Annotated in this window: 16 protein-coding genes; 9 read left to right on the forward strand and 7 right to left on the reverse strand. The window is 60.2% G+C overall.

All coding sequences use genetic code 11. The annotated features are described in order from the left end of the window. Window positions 1–35 precede the first annotated feature (35 nt). Both B3N48_RS12620 and B3N48_RS12625 read right to left on the reverse strand, forming a co-directional pair. On the reverse strand, window positions 36–494 hold the full coding sequence (locus B3N48_RS12620; protein ID WP_296184052.1) for a MarR family winged helix-turn-helix transcriptional regulator: 459 nt from the start codon (window positions 492–494) through the stop codon (window positions 36–38). A gap of 266 nt (window positions 495–760) precedes the next feature. After that, window positions 761–1,813, reverse strand: coding sequence for a 2,5-dihydroxypyridine 5,6-dioxygenase (locus B3N48_RS12625; RefSeq protein WP_296184054.1), 1,053 nt, complete (start codon window positions 1,811–1,813; stop codon window positions 761–763). A 343-nt stretch (window positions 1,814–2,156) separates the two neighbouring features. On the opposite strand from B3N48_RS12625, the gene B3N48_RS12630 reads away from it, so the two are divergent. The 5 genes from B3N48_RS12630 (at window position 2,157) to B3N48_RS12650 (ending at window position 7,575) form a co-directional block, all read left to right on the forward strand. After that, window positions 2,157–3,305, forward strand: a complete 1,149-nt coding sequence (locus tag B3N48_RS12630) for an FAD-dependent monooxygenase (protein WP_296184055.1) — start codon at window positions 2,157–2,159, stop codon at window positions 3,303–3,305. Continuing rightward, window positions 3,302–4,120: an alpha/beta fold hydrolase gene (locus B3N48_RS12635; protein WP_296184056.1), complete on the forward strand. Its 819-nt coding sequence runs from the start codon at window positions 3,302–3,304 to the stop codon at window positions 4,118–4,120. Before B3N48_RS12630 ends, B3N48_RS12635 begins: the two co-directional genes overlap by 4 nt. 168 nt (window positions 4,121–4,288) lie before the next feature. After that, on the forward strand, window positions 4,289–4,936 hold the full coding sequence (locus B3N48_RS12640) for an N-carbamoylsarcosine amidohydrolase (protein ID WP_296184057.1): 648 nt from the start codon (window positions 4,289–4,291) through the stop codon (window positions 4,934–4,936). A 92-nt stretch (window positions 4,937–5,028) separates the two neighbouring features. Continuing rightward, window positions 5,029–6,342 carry an MFS transporter gene (locus tag B3N48_RS12645; RefSeq protein WP_296184058.1) on the forward strand — a complete coding sequence of 438 codons (1,314 nt, stop codon included), beginning with the start codon at window positions 5,029–5,031 and terminating at the stop codon, window positions 6,340–6,342. A gap of 156 nt (window positions 6,343–6,498) precedes the next feature. After that, window positions 6,499–7,575: a nucleoside hydrolase gene (locus B3N48_RS12650; RefSeq protein ID WP_296184059.1), complete on the forward strand. Its 1,077-nt coding sequence runs from the start codon at window positions 6,499–6,501 to the stop codon at window positions 7,573–7,575. 367 nt (window positions 7,576–7,942) lie between these two features. On the opposite strand, the gene B3N48_RS12655 is transcribed toward B3N48_RS12650, so the two are convergent. Next, the gene (locus B3N48_RS12655) at window positions 7,943–8,905 is read right to left on the reverse strand and encodes an aldo/keto reductase (protein ID WP_296184060.1); all 963 of its coding nucleotides are present in this window, start codon (window positions 8,903–8,905) and stop codon (window positions 7,943–7,945) included. A gap of 197 nt (window positions 8,906–9,102) precedes the next feature. Between B3N48_RS12655 and B3N48_RS12660 the strand changes: the two genes are divergently transcribed. After that, window positions 9,103–9,462, forward strand: a complete 360-nt coding sequence (locus tag B3N48_RS12660; protein WP_296184062.1) for a hypothetical protein — start codon at window positions 9,103–9,105, stop codon at window positions 9,460–9,462. Between the two features lie 869 nt (window positions 9,463–10,331). On the opposite strand, the gene B3N48_RS12665 is transcribed toward B3N48_RS12660, so the two are convergent. Then, entirely contained in the window at window positions 10,332–10,673 is a 342-nt protein-coding gene (locus tag B3N48_RS12665; RefSeq protein ID WP_296184063.1) for a carboxymuconolactone decarboxylase family protein, read from the reverse strand. Between the two features lie 113 nt (window positions 10,674–10,786). On the opposite strand from B3N48_RS12665, the gene B3N48_RS12670 reads away from it, so the two are divergent. Next, complete coding sequence (locus B3N48_RS12670) at window positions 10,787–11,173, forward strand: cupin domain-containing protein (RefSeq protein ID WP_414704229.1); 387 nt, start codon at window positions 10,787–10,789, stop codon at window positions 11,171–11,173. Between the two features lie 198 nt (window positions 11,174–11,371). Here B3N48_RS12670 and ligD read toward each other — a convergent pair whose 3' ends face one another. Both ligD and B3N48_RS12680 read right to left on the reverse strand, forming a co-directional pair. Continuing rightward, window positions 11,372–14,029: a DNA ligase D gene (gene ligD, locus B3N48_RS12675; protein WP_296184065.1), complete on the reverse strand. Its 2,658-nt coding sequence runs from the start codon at window positions 14,027–14,029 to the stop codon at window positions 11,372–11,374. A 78-nt stretch (window positions 14,030–14,107) separates the two neighbouring features. Then, a complete protein-coding gene (locus B3N48_RS12680; RefSeq protein WP_296184068.1) occupies window positions 14,108–15,028 on the reverse strand; it encodes a Ku protein in 921 nt (306 codons plus the stop codon). Window positions 15,029–15,273: 245 nt separating this feature from the next. On the opposite strand from B3N48_RS12680, the gene B3N48_RS12685 reads away from it, so the two are divergent. After that, window positions 15,274–16,467: an MFS transporter gene (locus B3N48_RS12685; RefSeq protein WP_296184480.1), complete on the forward strand. Its 1,194-nt coding sequence runs from the start codon at window positions 15,274–15,276 to the stop codon at window positions 16,465–16,467. Between the two features lie 170 nt (window positions 16,468–16,637). Further along, complete coding sequence (locus B3N48_RS12690; protein WP_296184069.1) at window positions 16,638–17,360, forward strand: SDR family oxidoreductase; 723 nt, start codon at window positions 16,638–16,640, stop codon at window positions 17,358–17,360. Between the two features lie 57 nt (window positions 17,361–17,417). On the opposite strand, the gene B3N48_RS12695 is transcribed toward B3N48_RS12690, so the two are convergent. Then, window positions 17,418–17,588 carry a hypothetical protein gene (locus B3N48_RS12695; RefSeq protein ID WP_296184070.1) on the reverse strand — a complete coding sequence of 57 codons (171 nt, stop codon included), beginning with the start codon at window positions 17,586–17,588 and terminating at the stop codon, window positions 17,418–17,420. Window positions 17,589–17,684: the final 96 nt, after the last annotated feature.

Genomic DNA, 17,684 nt, shown 5'->3' on the forward strand with positions numbered 1-17,684 from the left:
CAAGCGCGCTCCTACAGGTGAGGGATCGTGAAGGTTTATTCCTCCGGCTCATCAATCAGCTTGCGCAACAGAAACAACACTGCCACGCGTTCGGCCGGATTGAGTTTGCCGAGGGTGATTTCGCTGATCTGTGCGGCGCGGGGCACCGTTTCCTGCACCAATTGGAGGCCGCTGTCGGTCAGGCTGCAAATGACTTTTCGTCGATCCTGCGGGTCCGGTTCCAAGGTGATCAGGTCGCGAGCCTTTAGCCGGTCGACGATGCCACGAATGGTGGCTTGGTCCACTGCGGTGGCCTTGACCAACTCGGTCTGCGAGCTGGGGCCGTGATCGCGCAAGGCGCACAGGGTGACAAACTGCACTGCCGTGAGCTGGGAATCGCCAACGTTCTGCTGGAAGATCGCCAAGTGACGCTGGTAGGCCTTGCGCAGCAAATGGCCGACCTGTTCGGAAAAGGTGTAGGACTGATCGTTGCGGGAGGGGTTGTCAGTGGACACGGATGACTCGTCGGGCGGGCAGTTGAGAATGGTGGGTACATTAACGGTTGCGGGGGACTAAAGGGAGTCTTCAGATCAACGCAAGTCGAAACTGCAAAGCAGAGCGTGTTCGCGATCGCAGAGTGTCAGCGACTCAATCAGCGCCTGGAAGGACGCATTCGCCAGCAAGCCGGCTCCCACAGATCACGAGGAACCTGAGGACCTGCTTCTGGCCGAAGGCCGTGGGAGCCGGCTTGCTGGCGAACGGTGTGACGCGGTCTTAAGCCTTACTTTGCCTTCGAGGCCTCTGGCGCCACCACATCACCACCCAGCACCACCGCCAGGTCATCCAGATAGATGTCGCAATGGCGCAGCGGGATGTCCAGGTGACAAGGCGTCTTGCGCTTTCCGCCTACTTCCGTGTTAGGCCCGGTGGAGAACAGGAAGTTGCCGTAGAACGCCCGGGCATCCATGCACATGCCGTCGTTCTTGTCATGCAGGCCCATGGCCGTCCACTGTGCTCGCGGTTGCAGTCCCCAGCCGATATGGGAAATGCCATACACCTCGGGGTCGTTGAAATACTTCATGTAATCGCGCAGGTATTCAGCTTCGAACCCGCCGTGAATCCGGGTGATGAAGCCCTTGTCGATCTCGAGGGTGATTTGCTCGCGGGAATAGGTTTTGAACGGCAACATGATGTCGCCCACGTCGATGACCAGCGTGCCCTCGGCGGTATCTTCGTTGGGCCAGGAGAACAGAAAACCGCTGGGCCAATGGTCCCAACGCCCCGGCTCGTCAGCGAAGCCGTATTCGGTCACGGAAGGGTACTGGCCCAATTGCGCCCGGAAATCGCTGCCCGCGCGCGATTTCACCTGGATCGACCGCGCGCCTTTCAGCACCTGCTCAGCGGCCAGCACCCGCGCTTTGTCCGCCAGCGTCGGCAGCATGCGCGCCAGTACTTCCGGGGGTTCGACCGCCAGCAAAATCCGCGTGCCGGTCTTGAGGATCTGCTCCTGCTCCGGCGAATGCAGCAGCATCATCGTATCGACGATCAGGTCTGCCGCTTCCAGCGCTCGTTGTGCGGCGAGATTGCCGGTGAGCGCCGTGTCGCCGCAATAAGCGGTCATGTCGTTGCCCATGGCCTTGGGGTGATTGAACGACGGCAACTCCACCGCATAGACCTTCGCGCCCAGACGCTGGGCGGCCTCCATCGCCGAGCGCACGGTGCGCTGATCGGAATAATGGCTCTTGAGCACGGCAACACTCTGCGTGGCGTCGACTTTCGACAGTTTCAACACGTGCTCGAACATTTGGGTCAATTCGCAATCGCTAACCGGCATTTCTCGTCTCCTCGTCATTCGGCCTTTCGCCAAATGCACCATTGAAAGGCATCGCGCTTCAGACTAGTGCATATTTTCAAGCGTATACACTGTATAAAAGCGATCAGACATCAAAAGGATGCTGCGTGCAATAGCCACGCCACTTCGTTACCAACGCACACAAACCCCTATTTTCAAGGTTACCAAGGGTGACATGCCTGTTTGCGACGTCGCACGATTATTTTCGAGACGCCTATTCACATTTAAAAAATTCAGCGTATACACTCTAAAAACACCATGCGACGAAGAACCTTCATCGCCTGTCACTCATCCGAGATTCACGAAACACGAAGGAAAGCGCGCCATGTCCACTACGCAAAAAATCGCCATCGTCGGAGCCGGTCTGGGTGGAGCAGCTGCCGCCACGCTGCTGCAACAGGCAGGGTTTCAGGTCGATGTGTATGAGCAAGCTCCGGAGTTTTCCCGCATTGGTGCAGGGATCCACATGGGGCCCAACATCATGAAAATTTTCCGGCGCATGGGCATCGAGCAGGCGCTGAGCGACATGGGCTCGCACCCTGATTTCTGGTTCAGCCGCGATGGCGCCACCGGTGACTACCTGTCGCGTATCGCACTCGGCGAATTTTCCCGAAAGGAATACGGCGCGGCCTACATCACGGTGCACCGCGGCGACCTGCATGCCCTGCAAATGTCGACGCTGGCGCCGGGCAGCGTGCACTTCAGCAAGTGCCTGACCACCCTCGAAGAACGCGACAACGGTGTGCGCCTGAACTTCGCCGATGGCACCCACGCTGACGCCGACATCGTGATAGGCGCCGACGGCATCAACTCGAAGATCCGCGAAGAACTCCTCGGTCATGAAAAACCGCTATACAGCGGCTGGGTCGCCCACCGCGCGCTGATCCGCAGCGAGGTCCTGACCAGGTACAACCTGGACTTCGAAAACTGCGTGAAATGGTGGAGCGAGGACCGTCACATGATGGTCTACCACACCACCGGCAAGCGCGATGAGTACTACTACGTCACCGGCGTGCCGCACCCTGCATGGGATTTCGACGGCAACTTCGTCGACAGCAGTCAGGCAGAAATGTACGAAGCCTTCGCCGGTTATCACCCCACCGTGCAGGCGCTGATCGAGTCCACTGAAACCGTCACCAAATGGCCATTGCTCAATCGCAACCCGCTGCCGCTGTGGAGTCGCGGGCGTCTGGTGCTGTTGGGCGACGCCTGCCATCCGATGAAACCGCACATGGCTCAAGGTGCCGGCATGGCCATCGAAGACGCCGCGATGCTGACCCGTTGCCTGCAAGAGACTGGCATCAGCGACTATCGCACCGCCTTTGAATTGTATGAAGCCAATCGCAAGGAACGCGCGTCCCGCGTGCAGGCCGTGTCCAACGCCAACACCTGGCTGCGCACCCAGGAAGACCCGGCCTGGGTCTACGGTTACGACCTCTACGGCCAGGAACTGAAATCGGGGGTGATCGCATGAGCACGTTCATTCACGGCGGCAACGTTCAAGCCAACGGCATTCGCCAGCATTATTTGCGCTACGGCGGCACCCAACACGCGGGCAAACCGGCGCTGATCCTGATTCCCGGCATCACCAGCCCGGCGATCACCTGGGGCTTCGTCGCCGAACGCTTCGGTCAGTCGTTCGACACCTATGTGCTCGACGCCCGCGGACGTGGTTTGTCGTCCACAGGCCCCGATCTGGATTACAGCGTCGACACCTGCGCCGATGACATCAGCGCCTTTGCCGCCGCAATGGGCATTCACAGCTATCACTTGGTGGGGCATTCGATGGGTGCGCGGTTCATCGCGCGAACCTCGGTGCGTCACCCAAGCGGCCTGAAAAGCCTGGTGCTGATCGATCCGCCGGTGTCCGGCCCGGGTCGCCGCGAGTACCCGTCGAAACTGCCGTGGTACGTCGACTCGATTCGTCAGGCACAGAACGGCATGAGCGCCGACGACATGCGCGCCTTCTGCCCGACCTGGACCGAAGAGCAATTGCAACTGCGCGCCGAGTGGCTGCACACCTGCTACGAACCGGCCATCGTTCGTGCTTTCAACGACTTCCATGAAGAAGATTTCCATCAGGACCTGCCGAAGATGCCGGTCCCTGCCCTGCTCATCGTCGCGACACGTGGCGGCGTGATTCAGGCCGAAGACGAAGCCGAAATCCGACAACTGCAGCCGAACATTCAGATCGCGCGGGTCGAAGACGCCGGGCACATGATTCCGTGGGACAACCTGTCGGGGTTCCTTGCAGCGTTTGGGGATTTTTTGGGTGCGCCTTTGGCTTAACGCTATGCGCGCTCTCTGTAGGAGTGAGCTTGCTCGCGATTGAGATACGTCAGGCACTGTTGCAGCGTCTGGTTCGACGCATCGCGAGCAAGCTCACTCCTACAGGATCCGGATCAGACTTCAGACCGGATGCCACTATTCGAAACCGTGCGTCCAAAGGAGAACGGGATGAGCAACCACCAAACCGCCAACGCCAATTACCAAGGCGTCTGGGGCAATCGCATCGGCTTCGGGCAAAAACCGGCGCTGCTGATGATCGATTTCATGCAAGGCTACACCCAACCCGGCGCGCCGTTGTTCGCGCCCGGTGTGGTCAGTGCCGTGGCCGAAAGCGTCGAGCTGCTGGCCAGCGCGCGGCAGCACGGCATTCCGGTGGTGCACACCAACATCCGCTACCATCCGACACATTTTGCCGACGGCGGGATCTGGGTGAAAAAAGCGCCAGTGATGAAGGACATGGTTGAGGGCAACCCCCTGGCCGCGTTCTGCGAAGGCGTGCTACCGCTGCCGGAAGAAGTGGTGATCAGCAAGCAATACGCCAGTTCGTTCTTCGGCACCTCGTTGGCATCGATGCTGCACGCTCGAGGGATCGACACCGTGGTGCTGGCCGGTTGCTCCACCAGCGGCTGCATTCGGGCCACGGCAGTGGACGCGGTGCAACACGGCTTTCGCACCATCGTCGTGCGCGAATGCGTCGGCGACCGTCACCCCGATCCCCATGAGGCCAATCTGTTCGACATCGACAGCAAATACGGCGATGTCGTCAGCAAGCACGAGGCGCTGGAGCAGTTTCGAGCGACACGCCAGGAGCTATGAGCTACGAGTTGCAAACTAGAAGCTAGAGCGCGACGCAGCCTGCTCTTCTCTTGAAGCTTGCAGCTCGCAACTAACGACGCCAGGAGACACCCATGCCCTCTGCGAATGTAGAAACCGCTGCGACAGACGCCGCGGACCCGATCAAAGCGCTCTACCACAAGATCACCTGGAAGCTCATCCCGTTCCTGTGTTTCTGCTACCTGGCGGCCTACCTGGACCGCATCAACATCGGCTTCGCCAAGCTGCAGATGCTCGACCAGCTGCATTTCAGCGAAACCGCGTTCGGCCTCGGCGCCGGGCTGTTTTTCGTGGGCTACATCCTGTTCGAAGTGCCGAGCAATCTGGTGCTGGAGAAAGTCGGGGCGAAAATATGGATCGCCCGGATCATGATCACCTGGGGTGCGCTGTCGGTGTGCACGCTGTTCGTCAGCACGCCAATGCAGTTTTACGTGCTGCGTTTCTTCCTCGGCGCCGCCGAGGCGGGTTTCCTGCCAGGCGTGCTGTTCTACCTGACCACTTGGTTCCCGACCTATCGCCGCGGGCGCATCATCGCTTTGTTCATGATCGGCCTGCCGCTGTCCAGCGTCATTGGCGGCCCGCTGTCGGGCTGGATCATGGGCCATTTCGATCAGACGGCCGGGCTGCGTGGTTGGCAGTGGCTGTTCCTCATCGAAGGCATTCCCAGCGTGTTGCTCGGCGTGCTGACATTCTGGGCCCTGCCGAATGCGCCAAAAGACGCGAAATGGCTGAACACGGCTGAGCAGACGTTGCTCGAAGGCGAGCTGCGCCTGGACGATGCCGAGGGCAAGGACAGCAAGCACAGCTTCCGCGATGGCTTCTTCAATCTGAAAGTGTGGATGCTCGGCGGCATCGATTTTTCGATTCTGCTCAGCGCCTACGCCATGGGCTTCTGGATGCCGACCTTCATCAAAAACGCCGGGGTCACCGACACTTTCCATATCGGGGTACTGACCGCCCTGCCCAGCGTGGCCGCGCTGATCGGCATGCTGATGATCGGCGCCAGTTCCGACCGCCGCCGTGAGCGCCGTTGGCACATCATCGTGCCGTTCTGGATCGGCGCCGTGGCCATGGCCGCCAGCCCGTTCTTCACCCATAACGTCATCGCTACGGTCGCCCTGTTCGCTGTGGCTTCGGCTGCGATCATCGGCGCGGTGCCAGTCTTCTTCAGCTTGCCCGCGACCTTCCTCAAGGGGCGCGCGGCCGCGACGGGTTTCGCCCTCGCCTGCTCGCTGGCGAATATCGCCGGGCTGGTGAGCAACTCGATGATGGGCATCGCCATCGACGTCACTGGGAGCAGCGCCGGAGCGCTATGGTTCTTCGCCGGGTGTCTGGTGCTCAGCAGTTTGCTGGTGGTGGCATTGCCAGCGAAGTTGGTGAATCGGTAATTTCTCCAGCCAGACACGGTCCCTGTGGGAGCCGGCTTGCTGGCGAAAGCGGTGTATTAGCAGCAGAGGTGGCGCCTGACACGCCGCCTTACCCAGCAAGCCGGCCCCCACACTGGAACTGCGTTTATCCAATAACAACCTTGGAACGAACCAACCATGCAGGCACTCCTCAAACGCTGCGCTCTGGCCATCACCCTGGGCCTATCTGGCACTTCGCTGTCGGCGGCAGAAAAAGTCATCTTCGACACCGATTTCAACGTGCTCAACGACGACGGTCAGGCCTTCATCATGCTGGCGCAACTGCACGCGCAGAAACGCATCGACCTGCTGGGCATGACTCTGGTCAGCGGCAACGCGTGGGTGGATCAAGAACAGGTCGACGCGCTCAAAGCTGTCGAGCGCATGGGCGTGGAGAAAGAGATCGGCGTGTATTCCGGCGCGGCCTATCCGCTGCTGCACGATTACGCCACGTATGAGCAAGAAAAAGCCCTGTTCGGCGCAGGCTGGCCGGGGGCGTTCAAGCACCCGCGCCCGACTTCGCCTTCACAGCTGGTCGCGCCGCCCGATGGTCTGGCGACCCACACAAAACTGCGCAACGAATCCGCCGCTCAGTTCATTGTCGACAGCGTGAAGAAGAACCCCCATGAGGTGACGATTCTCGCCGTCGGCCCGCTGACCAACATTGCGCTGGCGATTCGCAGCGCGCCGGAGATCGTGCCGCTGATCAAGCGCATCGTGTACATGGGCGGCGCCATTGAAATCCCCGGCAACACCACCCCTGCGGCGGAATTCAACTGGTGGTTCGATCCGGAGGCCGCAAAAATCGTCCTGCGCTCGCCGATCGAACACGTGATCTTCCCCAATGATGTCTGCGAGAAAGTCACTTTCAACGCGTCGGTGTATCAACGGATCATCGGCAAACCCGGGGTGATTCCGGACCTGTACAAAACCGTTCTGGGCCCTGAATTCAGCAACGACCCGAACTACCAGAGCTTTACCTGGGACAGCCTGCCCGCGCTGTACCTCGTACACCCGGAACTGGTGACGGAATCGAAGGATCTCTGGGTCGACATCGACACCCATTTCGGCCCGGACTACGGCCGCTCGCTGGGCTACAAAAAAGGTGCGCCAGTAGGCACGCAAAAGGCCAAGGTGGTGTATGCCGTCGATCAGCCGAAGTTCTGGGACGAATACGTGAAACTGGTGACGCTGCCTGCGCCGGTGAAGCGTTGATACGCCGCCTTCTCGCGGATATCTCCTGTGGGAGCCGGCTTGCTGGCGAAGGCGGTGAGTCAGTCAATTCATATGAACCTGACAACCCGAATTCGCCAGCAAGCCGGCCGCCTTCTCGCGGATATTTCCCCTGTGGGAGCCGGCTTGCTGGCGAAGGCGGTGTGTCAGTCAACCTATATGAACCTGACAACTCGAATTCGCCAGCAAGCCGGCCGCCTTCTCGCGGATATTTCCCCTGTGGGAGCCGGCTTGCTGGCGAAGGCGGTGTGTCAGTCAACCTATATGAACCTGACAACCCGAATTCGCCAGCAAGCCGGCTCCCACAGAATAAAAGCCTGCTGCATGACCGCATTCAGCCCCTCAACGCCTAACCCATCAGCGCAATCAACTGCTGCCGCTGCGCATCGGTCAACAGCGGTCCCAGCGCCGCCCCGGCGTTGTCCTTCATGTATTTGGGGTTGCCCGTGCCCGGGATCGCGCAGGTCACGGCAGGGTGCGAGATCAGGAATTTCAGCGCCAATTGCGCCCAGCTGTTGGCCTGCACTTCCCCAGCCCAGCCTGGCAACGGTTTGTCACGCAGCCGCCCGAGCAACCCGCCGCCGCCAAAGGGTCGATTGCAGATCACCGCCACTCCACGTTCCCGGCATAACGGCAACAACCGCGCCTCGACCGCCCGGTCGTCGAGCGCGTAGTTGATTTGCAAGAAGTCCAGTGGCTCGGCCTTGAGCACGGCTTCCACTTCGTCGTAGGCCGATGGGGTGTAATGAGTGATGCCGATGTATCGAATGCGCCCCTGCTCCTTCCACTGTCGCAAGGTGGGCAGGTGAGTTTTCCAGTCCAGCAGATTATGGATTTGCATCAGGTCGATGCGGTCGGTTTGCAATAAGCGAAAAGAGTCCTCCATCTGCGCAATGCCCTCCCGTTTGCCCCGGGTCCAGACTTTGGTGGCCAGAAAGGCAGGCGAGCGCGGCTGATGGATCGACAGCAATTCCCCTGTCGTCTGTTCAGCGCGGCCGTACATGGGCGAGCTGTCGATCAGCGTGCCGCCGGCCATGAACAGTTCATCGATGACATGGGGCAGCGCTTTATAGTCGTCAGTGTCGGGCGCGACGTCGAAGCCTCGGTAGGTGCCGACGCCGATCATCGGTAACGGTTCGCCACTGGAAGGGATGTTTCGGGTAAGCATCGTGCGACCTCCTTGAGTACCAGCCGTTGTGACCTGTGGGAGTGAACCTGCGCGTACGGCAGCAGCCTTCAGCATCAGCGCGGCCGAAGCGCCCGCCGCAAGGATGAGCAGGCGTCGTCGAGTGAGAGCGGTCGAGTCAGTCATGCTGGGCACCGCATCGATGCGCGCCGGGGAGGTGTCTGGAGCGGGCCATGGCGGCTCTCCTGGTCGGGCCATGAAGGATCGACCGTCGAAGGTCGGGATCGGTTCACCGGCTATTTCGTCCACGCCGACAAGATAGGCGGAACGCACCTTGTGAGCTGCGCGTCACACCTTATGCACTCACCCACGGAGCCAACGACATGAAAGCGCTGATTACCTTGCAAGAACTCGCTGAAGCAGACCTGCGTCCTTATAAAGAAATCTGGCTGACCTCGGCACGAGCGGTGGCCGAAAGCGGTCATCAGGAAGATGAGTTGTGCCTTTGGCGATCCGACATGGTCTTCAATCACGACATGATGAGCGAAGGCACCCACGATCAGAACCTGCAAGGCATCTGGCTGGTGGTGGACAACCTCGACGACCCCGATCAAGTACTGGAAGTCGAAGACGAAGTGCGTCAGCGATTGATAGCGCTGAACATGGAAGGCGAGTTCTACCCGGCGGAAGTGGGCGATGGGCATTCGTTTGCGCAATCAGCGACGCACCCACAGGGCGATTGAGCCTGCCACCTGAATCCCTGCTGAACAGGCTGTGTCGACACCATCGGTTTCGGCCACAGATTGCCCCTCGAACACAGGGAAGAAGCCGCTTTGCGCATCGAATTCAAGACAAACGGCTTCAGCGAGGTAAACCTGTGCTGCGCTACCAGCCAGCAACGGGCTGAAATACTGAGTCCTCTCAAAGCCGAACGCGCCGCCCCCGCTGAACGCTGAACATCCATCAGCACCTTAGTAGACGTCGACGCCAGCGGCCCGGTGCCGCCATTACCGTAGCGCTCAGGAAATCGTCATGAAGGTGATGATGTCCGCCGCGACCGAGATGGCCACCGAAGGCGTGTAGTGCGGGTGCCTGATTGAGCAGTCTGGAAGGCAGCCCCAAAGACAGTCCCGTGTAGGGGCTTTCCGAAAATCCTGTAGTCAGGCCGTTTTTGGCGGTGTGTCTGATGACACCTGTCGAATCGCGTCTCTATCGTTGCGTCCTCATTTCACTGGAGCAGGACGCTTTTCCCGTGTCGAAACCTCACGTATTTGTGAACGATCGGCCCAGTCCTACCACGACTTGCGCGACCGCCTGCTTGCTATCCCCAATGGCGCTCGTCCAAAGTTCGATCAACTCAATCAGTACCACAGCGCGACTGCGTTAATGATGTGCCGCTGAGCCTGCGTATCTGGACAGCGGGCCCCATATTGAGCAGTTGTCTGATGCTGGTGGCCGCCGTTGGCTATTGGTTTTTGGAGCAGATCTGGAAGGAGCAGTCCGGCTTGCCGGCGGTAGCGATTTGAATGGCGCCACAACCGGCAAGCCGGACTGCTAAGAAACGATATCGCCTTCATCAACAAGCGGAACGGTTACAGAACGACTGCTCGCCTCACTTCTTCAACGCATCAAACGCCTCAAGCGCGTGCATCGAGTAGATGTACGCCGCCCCGGCATTCAGCGAGATGGCGGTCGCGGCGGCGGCCGCCACTTCTTCACGGGTCGCACCGGCGGCAATGGCGGCTTCGGCGTGAGCCCCAAGACAACCGTCGCAGCGGGTGGTGATGGCCACGGCGAGGGAAATCAGCTCGCGGGTCTTGGCGTCGAGGACGTTGTTTTCCGCCGAGGCCTCGCCAAGGGCCATGTAGGCCTTGACCATTTTCGGGTTGGATTTGGACAACGCGCCAAAGGACTGCTTGATGGTGGAAACGAGGTCGGGCCAATTGCTGAACATGGTGGTATCTCCTGAGGGCGGCGACTAGACTGCGCCGGGAACACATACAGTTTCCGCCAGCAAGGCTTTCCTGACTTGCTCGTTTGGCTCATTTCTTTGTCCGAAAGTCGCATATGCACGCCATCGACACGCTCATCACACTTGCCGACGTTCGCGGGCGCCTCGATCTTCGCTGTCAATTCCAGGGCGACTGGGCCCTTGACCATGAGGCGGAAGCCGATGGCGTCGCGCCCTACCACATTGTGCTGGCGGGCCACTGTCAGGTGGAGTTGCCCGATGGCCCTCGGTTGAAGCTGGTCGCCGGAGACATCCTGGTGCTACCAGGCGGCATCCCTCATGTTTTGGTGAGTCCTGGCCCGCGAGTGCCTGCATCGACACCGCGCGCAGAAACCGGGGGGCTGTTGACGGTCCACAGGCTGGGTGAAGGTGCCGAGTCGGACCTGCTTTGCGGGCGATCGGGTGACATCCCGGCTCGAGAAATACTGTTCGGATTTCACTGATTGGCGCTTGGGCAGATTCTGTAGGAGTGAGCTTGCTCGCGAAAAGGCCTGCCCAGGCGTTGCATCTCCTGCGCCTGGCAAGCAGCCTTCGTGAGCAAGCTCGGCCTACCGGTACACGACTCGCTGACAAACAGATTGAGCATCCATGGGCTTAGCCTGGCCGCGAAGGGTGATTTCAGATGTTGCCCATTTGACCAATCATACCGGTGCCTTTACCCCCAGTCGCTTCCACATCGGCTTGGTCAGGCGCTGGGTGTTTTTGTACCCCGCCCAGGGGTCGGCTTTGAGTTTGCGCAGGCGTTTGAGCAGGTTGCCGATGTTCCACTGGGCTGAGGATTTCAGCCCGGCGAGTTCATCACGAGCGATGGGCACCGAGACTGGCAACCCTGGCCGAGCACGGACCGAATAGGCGACGACGGTGCTGGCGCCTCGCGAATTGCGCAGGTAGTCGATGAATATTTTGCCGACGCGGTTTTTCGGGCCGGACGTCGCGGTGAAGCGCTCGGGCAATTGCTGCGTGATGAACTGGGCGAGCGCTTTGGCAAAGGCTTTCACGGTGTCCCAATCGGCCTTGCGCGCCAGCGGCACCAGGATATGCATGCCCTTGCCGCCGCTGGTTTTGACGTAGGCGTCCAGCCCCAACTCATCGAGCACCGAAAGGGTCAGTTGCGTGGCTTCGACCATGCTCCGCCAAGGCAGATCGGGGTCCGGGTCAAGGTCGAGGACGAAGTGGTCGGGCAGTTCGATCTTGTCGTAGGTCGAGCCCCACGTGTGTAACTCGATAGTGCCCATCTGCGCCGCACCGACCAGCGCCTGTACGGTGTCGATTTCCATCAACCGCGCATGACCGGGATCAAGCCCGGGCTCCAGCTGTTTGATGTTGGGAATGGCCAGCCGCTCGGAATGCTTCTGAAAGAACTGCTCGCCCTCGACCCCTTCCGGACAGCGCAACAGCGCCACGGGGCGATGATCGAGGTGGGGCAGAATCCAGTCGGCAATCGACTCGTAATAGTGCGCAAGGTCGATTTTGTGCAGCCCGCTCTCCTTGTCGATCACCCGCTCGGGATGGCTGATGATCACACCTGCCACGTCTACCTTCTCCTTTGCCGTCCGTTTACTGGCCGGTTTGGGCGGCGACGCTGGCGCTGCAGAGGCCCCGGATTTCGAGGCCTTGGATTTAAAAGGCGCTTTGATGTCTTTAGGTGTTTTCGGGTATTCGTGGACCACTTCACTGGCTGGTTTGTCGCTGCGCAGGGCAATAAAGGCCGCATGACGAATGATGCCCTCGCGGGTCCACTCGCCAAACTCCACCTCACCCACCAATGTCGGTGCGATCCAGTGCACGCCCCGGGCCTGGGCGCTGGTGAGCTTTTTCTTCAGCGGCGACGCGTCCTGCTCCAGCATCTTCATCTGCTCAAACATCTCCCCAAGCATCTTCTGGTTGAAGCCGGTCCCCACGCGGCCGGCGTACACCAACCCGGCACCCTCTTCGTTCACCGCCAGCAGCAACGCGCCGAAGCCGCTGCGTGAGCCCTGGGGTCGGGTGTAGCCGACGATGACGAACTCCTGCCGCAACTTGCACTTGAGCTTGATCCAGTCAGGACTGCGACGGGACTGATAGGGGCTGCCCGAGCGCTTGCCCACGACCCCTTCCAGCTGCAACAACGCGGCGCTTTCGACAATGTCGCGATGATTGGCCGAGAACGCATCCGAGAACCTGAGCATGCCCTTGCGTTGCCGACCGAGCATTTTCTTCAGCAATGCCCGGCGTTCTTCCACCGGTTTTTCGCGAATGTCTTCGCCTTCAAAAAACGGCACATCGAACACGTAGTAAACGATGTCTTTGCTGCGACCGATCTCGAACGCGTTTTGCAACGCTTGAAAATCCGGCAGTCCCGCGTCATTGAGTACGACCATTTCGCCGTCGAGCCAGCCATCGCCCAACTTCAGATCGGCAATCGCCTTGGCCTGCAAGGGCATACGCTCGGTCCAGTCGTGACCGTTGCGGGTGATCAGGCGCACCTCGCCGTCCAGAATCCGGGCCATGATCCGGTAGCCGTCGAATTTGATTTCGTACAGCCAGTCGCCTTCAGGCGGCGTGTCCATCAGGGTCGCTAATTGCGGCGAGAGCTTGTCCGGTACACGGGATGTTTTCTTCGCAGGCTTCTTGCCCGCCTTGCTCGAGGGTTTCGGCTCCGATGCTTTCCGATCAGCAGCGTTTTCATCGGTAGCCTGGGTTGACGCAGCCTTTTTGCGCTTCGAGGGCTTGGCCGGGGCGCGCGCCTCGCCGACTGTCGCGCCACTGACCACGCTTTCCGGCCTGTCCAGGACGATGTCGTACTCCTCTTCGGGACGCACCGCGTGATCCTTTTCCTTGATCAGCAGCCACTGCTCCTTGTCGCCGCTGCCGCGCAAATGCGTGCGCACCAAGGCCCAATCGCCTGTGAGTTTTTCACCGATGAGGGTGAACTTGAGCTTGCCGGCGGTGTAGGTTTCTTGGGGATCGCCATGGGGCTGCCAGATGCCCCGGTCCCAGACGATCACGTCACCTGCGCCGTATTGCCCTTCGGGGATGCTGCCTTCGAAACTGCCGTAGCCCAGGGGATGATCTTCGACGTGCACGGCGAGGCGCTTGTTTTTCGGGTCCAAGCTCGGCCCTTTGGGCACCGCCCAGCTTTTCAACGTGCCGTCCAGTTCCAGGCGGAAGTCGTAATGAAGATTGCGCGCATCGTGTTTGTGAATGACGAACGTCAGCGCCTTGCCCTTGCTGCTGCGCGCCCTACCCGCGCTTTCCGGAGGCTCGGAGGTGATGTCGAAATTGCGCTTGCGGGTGTACTCACTCACAGGTTTTGCCATGATCGATCAATCCTCTGCACCCCGCGCGCGATGCGCCGGGCAGTTGTCAACACAAGGCGCTGCGTCTCCAATCGGGCCTCAGGACGCCTTGGTCGTCTTTTTCCTTGCAGGGGCTCGCCGTTTGGCCGGGGCTACGTCATCAGCGTCTGCGGTTTTGCTCTTGCTGGCAGCTTTGGTTTTGGCTGGAGCCTTGGTGGAACCGCCGCGGCTGCCCAGGCTACGTTTAAGCAGTTCAGTCAGATCGATGACATCTGCCGATTTACGCTCGGTCTCCCCGGCGTCGGTTTCCACGTCCTCGATCTTGCCTTCCCGGGCCTTGGTCTCGACCAGCGTCATGATCTGGTCCTGGAACGTGTCGCGGTATTCTTCGGCGTCAGGGGTCCACTCGGTGCTCATGTCCTTGACCAGCCGTTTAGCCATGTCCAACTCGCTCTTGCTGAGCTTCACGTCGGTGGCTTCCTTCGGCAGGTCCAGACTGTCCAGGCCCCGCACTTCAGCGGGCCAGCGCAGCAGCACCAGAATGATCGCCGAGTCCAGCGGCATCACCGCCGCCAAGTGCTGGCTGGTTCGAATGACCACATGAGCCAGCGCGACCTTGCCGGTGTCTACCAGCGTCTGCCGTAACAGAGCGTAGACCTTCTCACCGCGCTTGTCGGGGGCGAGGAAATACGGTGTGTCGATGTTCTGCAGCGGAATCTGACCGGCGTCGACAAAGCCGAAAATGTCGATGGTCTGCGTGGATTTGGGGTGCGCAGCGCGAATCTCGTCTTCGCTGATCACCACATAACGGCCCTTCTCGTACTGCACGCCCTTGACGATGTTCTCCTTGGTCATTTCCTTGCCGGTGACCTTGTTGATGCGCTTGTAACCGACCGGGTCCATGCTGCGCTTGTCCAGCCAGTCGAAATCGACACCCTGCTGCGACGTCGCTGATACCAGCGCCACAGGGATGTGCACCAGCCCGAAACTGATCGCGCCTTTCCAGATTGACCGAGCCATCGCGTTTATTCCCAAGGGGTATGTGTAGCAATGACTGGGGAGGCAGAGGAAAAGTTTCGGATGGATGACGGGTGCCCGCGCGACGGCCCCTGGCCATTCCTTTGAGGCATAGATCATATCGATCCAATCGGCCTTCTTAACGCTACGAAAAGGCGTTAGCCTCCTTCACATTCTTCATCCCATGCCCGTGGCAGAGCGTTTCTGTCACCGCGGCGACGCTTTATCGAGACTGCGCCATGACTTCCATGCCTCACCCCGCCGCCCACGGCGCTACCATGACCAAAGGGTTGGCGATGCTGTTCGCCTTTTGCTGCGGCGCCATCGTAGCCAACATTTATTACGCTCAGCCGATCATTGGCCTGATCGCCCCGGACATCGGGTTGTCGAGCACGCTGGCCAGTCTGATCGTTTCGTTGACGCAGATCGGCTACGCGGTCGGACTGTTTTTTCTAGTGCCGCTGGGCGACTTGCTGGAGAACCGCAAGTTGATGATGGCCACTACCGCCGTGGCGATCCTGAGTCTGCTGAGCGCGGCGTTCGCCCAGACGCCGAATCTGTTTCTACTGGCCTCGCTGCTGGTGGGGTTCAGCTCGGTGGCGGTACAGATTCTGATTCCGCTGGCCGCGCATCTGGCCCCCGAAGAAACCCGTGGCCGCGTGGTCGGCAGCATCATGGGCGGCTTGTTGTTGGGGATTTTGCTGGCCCGTCCCGCTTCGAGCCTGATCGCCGACCATTTTGGCTGGCGCGCGGTGTTTGGCACGGCAGCGGTGATGATGCTGCTGATCAGCGGCGTACTGGCGACCACCATTCCCAAGCATCAGCCCGCCCATAACGCCAGTTACGGACAGCTGTTGAAATCGCTGTGGACGTTGCTCGCCAAGCAACCGGTCCTGCGCCAGCGTGCGTTTTATCAGGCGTGCATGTTCGCCACGTTCAGCCTGTTCTGGACCGCCGTGCCGCTGGAGCTGGCGAGCCATTACGGCCTGTCACAAAGCCAGATTGCGCTGTTCGCGCTGGTCGGGGCAATCGGCGCCATTGCCGCGCCGATCGCTGGAAGGCTGGCCGACGCCGGCCACAGCCGTCAGGCGAGTCTGTTTGCAATGCTGTTCGCCGCCTTGAGCTTTCTGCCCAGCCTGGTGCAACCGGCTTACGCGGTCATCGGCATGGCGGTGACCGGCGTCGTGCTGGACTTCTGCGTGCAAATGAACATGGTCGTCGGCCAGCGCGCGGTGTATGCCCTGGATGCCAAGAGCCGCAGCCGCCTGAATGCGTTGTACATGACCAGTATTTTCCTGGGTGGCGCCACCGGTTCAGTGATCGCCAGTGCGCTGTACGACCACGGCGGCTGGGGCTGGATCGTCATCGCGGGCAGCGCCTTTGCGCTGGTGGCCTTGCTGGTGTTTTTGAAGAACTCGGCTGGCGCATCCCGGCCCCTTTGAGTTTTTCGACGACGCGATTTACCCGAGACCTGTAGGAATGAGCTCGCTCACGAAATCGCGGGATCAGAAAAAAAACGATGCACCTGATCCACAGCCTTCTTGAGCAAGCTCACTCCCACAGGGAATCCGCTTCCACTCATCTTCGTTTCAAACCTTTAAGGAGTGATGTCATGCCCCAACGCACCTTCCTCATCACCGGCGCCAGCAAAGGCATCGGTCGCGCCCTTTCCGACCACCTCGCAGCCGCTGGTCATCAAGTTGTCGGCATCGCCCGCAATGCCGACGACCCGACATTCCCCGGCGTGCTCATCGAGATGGACCTCAGCGACAAGGCACAGATTCGCCGGGGCCTGGCCGAACTGGCGCAGCATTACCGCTTCGACGGGTTGGTCAACAACGTGGGCCTCGTGCGTCCACAGCCTTTGGGCGAAATCGAACTGGAAGACTTTGACGCGGTGATGAGTGTCAACCTCCACTCCGCCCTCCTCGCCACCCAGGCCCTGCTGCCGAACATGCGCGAACAGGGCTGGGGGCGCATCGTCAACATTTCCAGCCTGACGGTGCTCGGCATCACTCAGCGCACCGCTTACGCCGCCGCCAAGGCCGCGTTGATCAGCTTCACCCGCTCATGGGCGCTGGAACTCGCGCAGACCGGCATCACGGTCAACGCCATCGCCCCCGGCCCGACCGAAACCGAACTGTTCCGCCAAAACAACCCGCCGGGCAGCGACGGCGAAAAACGCTACCTGTCCGGGGTGCCGATGGGGCGTTTCGGCCAGCCAGAAGAAATCGCCTCGGCGATCGCCTTCCTGCTATCGGAGCAAAGCGGGTTCATCACCGGTCAGACATTGTTCGTCGATGGCGGGGCGTCGGTGGGTAAGGCGGGGTTTTAAGCGAACACGATGACTGCAGATAAAAACCGCCGAAATCGGCGGTTTTTATTGGACTGTTCAATCTCTAGGCCCAGCCAGTGGGCCTGCTGGCTCAAGGTCTTTGCCATGGGCAAGACCTACTCGTAAAAAACGCTTCTGATTCTCCGAAAAAACATCGGCAAGCATCCGTGCCTCTGCTTTCAGCTCAACCATTGACTGCATTTTTGCTTTGCGCTTTTTGGCGGTCATAGACACCTCCTGCGTGTGCTCAATGACGGCTATGTTAGGAGCCACCTACCGAAATGACAAAGCGGCGCGCCTCGAAGACACTGCGCATTTTTTCGT

It is taken from the genome of Pseudomonas sp. UBA1879 (assembly GCF_002338065.1).
In the GTDB taxonomy this organism is placed as follows: Bacteria; Pseudomonadota; Gammaproteobacteria; order Pseudomonadales; family Pseudomonadaceae; genus Aquipseudomonas.

Excerpts from the sequence above, each read along its gene's own strand:
- B3N48_RS12625 (WP_296184054.1), bottom strand. The coding sequence starts at position 1,813 with ATGCCGGTTAGCGATTGCGAATTGACCCAAATGTTCGAGCACGTGTTG.
- B3N48_RS12630 (WP_296184055.1), top strand. The coding sequence starts at position 2,157 with ATGTCCACTACGCAAAAAATCGCCATCGTCGGAGCCGGTCTGGGTGGA.
- B3N48_RS12635 (WP_296184056.1), top strand. The coding sequence starts at position 3,302 with ATGAGCACGTTCATTCACGGCGGCAACGTTCAAGCCAACGGCATTCGC.
- B3N48_RS12640 (WP_296184057.1), top strand. The coding sequence starts at position 4,289 with ATGAGCAACCACCAAACCGCCAACGCCAATTACCAAGGCGTCTGGGGC.
- B3N48_RS12645 (WP_296184058.1), top strand. The coding sequence starts at position 5,029 with ATGCCCTCTGCGAATGTAGAAACCGCTGCGACAGACGCCGCGGACCCG.
- B3N48_RS12650 (WP_296184059.1), top strand. The coding sequence starts at position 6,499 with ATGCAGGCACTCCTCAAACGCTGCGCTCTGGCCATCACCCTGGGCCTA.
- B3N48_RS12655 (WP_296184060.1), bottom strand. The coding sequence starts at position 8,905 with ATGACTGACTCGACCGCTCTCACTCGACGACGCCTGCTCATCCTTGCG.
- B3N48_RS12660 (WP_296184062.1), top strand. The coding sequence starts at position 9,103 with ATGAAAGCGCTGATTACCTTGCAAGAACTCGCTGAAGCAGACCTGCGT.
- B3N48_RS12665 (WP_296184063.1), bottom strand. The coding sequence starts at position 10,673 with ATGTTCAGCAATTGGCCCGACCTCGTTTCCACCATCAAGCAGTCCTTT.
- B3N48_RS12670 (WP_414704229.1), top strand. The coding sequence starts at position 10,787 with ATGCACGCCATCGACACGCTCATCACACTTGCCGACGTTCGCGGGCGC.
- ligD (WP_296184065.1), bottom strand. The coding sequence starts at position 14,029 with ATGGCAAAACCTGTGAGTGAGTACACCCGCAAGCGCAATTTCGACATC.
- B3N48_RS12680 (WP_296184068.1), bottom strand. The coding sequence starts at position 15,028 with ATGGCTCGGTCAATCTGGAAAGGCGCGATCAGTTTCGGGCTGGTGCAC.
- B3N48_RS12685 (WP_296184480.1), top strand. The coding sequence starts at position 15,274 with ATGCCTCACCCCGCCGCCCACGGCGCTACCATGACCAAAGGGTTGGCG.
- B3N48_RS12690 (WP_296184069.1), top strand. The coding sequence starts at position 16,638 with ATGCCCCAACGCACCTTCCTCATCACCGGCGCCAGCAAAGGCATCGGT.
- B3N48_RS12695 (WP_296184070.1), bottom strand. The coding sequence starts at position 17,588 with ATGACCGCCAAAAAGCGCAAAGCAAAAATGCAGTCAATGGTTGAGCTG.